The organism is Peribacillus sp. NPDC097224 (assembly GCF_044761985.1).
Classification (GTDB): Bacteria; Bacillota; Bacilli; order Bacillales; family DSM-1321; genus Peribacillus.
Genome location: NZ_JBIWDK010000023.1, coordinates 1 through 1603, shown reverse-complemented (window position 1 = coordinate 1603; position 1603 = coordinate 1). Strand labels below are relative to the sequence as shown.

The window sequence follows — 1603 nt, the reverse complement described above, 5'->3', positions numbered from 1 at the left end:
TAGTGTGTGCTCACTCAAAATTTACGTTGGCGCTTTGTTTTGTTCAGTTTTCAAAGAGCAATTTATCTCGTTGTTCGTTAGAACAACTTGTTAATCCATCATAACACACTATCAATTAGTTGTCAACTTCTACGAAGTTTTTAACTTATTTTTTTTAGTCACTGTGTTAGCAGCAACTAATCCATCTTATCACTTTCATTATAAGAAGTCAATAGTTTTTACTGTTTATTTCTTCAAGCAATCTGCCAGAAGTTGATGAAATTTTTGTTTGACTGACTTGGTGCTTATTTATATTAATCCTTTTTGTCATCAAAGTCAATGTATTTTCGTTTTTTTCTTTTATGACCATATCCGTTAATTAATATCCACAATTGCACAGCCTGAGTTGGATCCTATTATTACTCTTCTCATTATAAAATTAATGATACAAATTAAAGCATGGACTATTAATTATCGACCATTCCTTCTATTATTAGGAATGAGGGTAAATCAATTGGTCAGTTTTCCAAATATTTAAATAATATTTTTACATTTCTACCAACATGTACTATAATGAAATTATTTTTAAAAATCGAAACTACTTTAAATCATTGTAATCTAGCGGGGAGAGGAATTCATAAGTGGTTAATAAAGATACATCTTTGAGGTTGCAAAGTATCGTTTTTATTGGTTTTATGGGAGTAGGTAAAACTACAATAGGCCAAAAAGTCGCTAAAAAACTATATAGGGACTTTATTGATATAGACCAAGAAATCGAAAAAGAATTTAATATGCCCACGACTGAAATATTCAAGAAGTTCGGGGAAAAGACTTTTCGTGAAAAAGAAAAGGAAGTAATTGAACGGTTCAGCCAGCAAAAATTAAAAATACTTTCTTTAGGAGGCGGGGCCTTTTTACAAGAGGATATAAGAGATATATGCCTCTCCAATTGCATAGTATTTTACCTTGATTTATCTTGGGACTATTGGAAAGAAAGAATTAGCTTACTTATTGATAGTAGACCGGTCTTGCAAAGTAAAAGCCTAGAAGAAATTGAAGACCTTTTTAAAACCAGACAAGAAGTTTATTCCTATCATCATTCAAAAGTGAACACAAATAACTTGGATGTTGATGAAGTAGCAGATTTCATAGTAGATTCTTTAAAAGTTGCTTGGGAGATTCACGAACCACTTTAATACTTAAAAAGATGATTGGCTCAGTCTAGCCAATCATCTTTTTTATTGTTGAATAAAAATGATTCACAAATGAGATCACAGCTTTTCATAATGATAAGGAAAGATGAGACCATTTTTAATGAATGAAGGTTTTAGCAGCTACTTCCGAATGCTAACTCTCCAGGAAAAATCAACGGATACCCCACCGCATTCCCATACCATTTATAAAAACAAGCCAATAAGTTATTAGAAAATATATAAAGAAAACGAATTAGCCATGTATTCTCCGCGATTTCGAGACCTTACGGTCTTCTTCTACTGTCTGGCTGAGAAGGTAAAAGGATTTACTAAAAACAAAAAAAGGCCAGCCTAATGGCTGACCTTTAAAATGGCTTGGCGGCGTCCTACTCTCACAGGGGGAAACCCCCAACTACCATCGGCGCTGAAGA

Annotated in this window: 1 protein-coding gene; it reads left to right on the top strand. The window is 33.1% G+C overall.

The window, feature by feature from the left end:
* Positions 1-674: 674 nt before the first annotated feature.
* Positions 675-1175, top strand: coding sequence for a shikimate kinase (locus ACIQXR_RS20520; RefSeq protein ID WP_402876150.1), 501 nt, complete (start codon positions 675-677; stop codon positions 1173-1175).
* Positions 1176-1603 lie beyond the last annotated feature (428 nt).

Coding starts and splice junctions, on each gene's coding strand:
- ACIQXR_RS20520 (WP_402876150.1), top strand. CDS start 675: ATGGGAGTAGGTAAAACTACAATAGGCCAAAAAGTCGCTAAAAAACTA.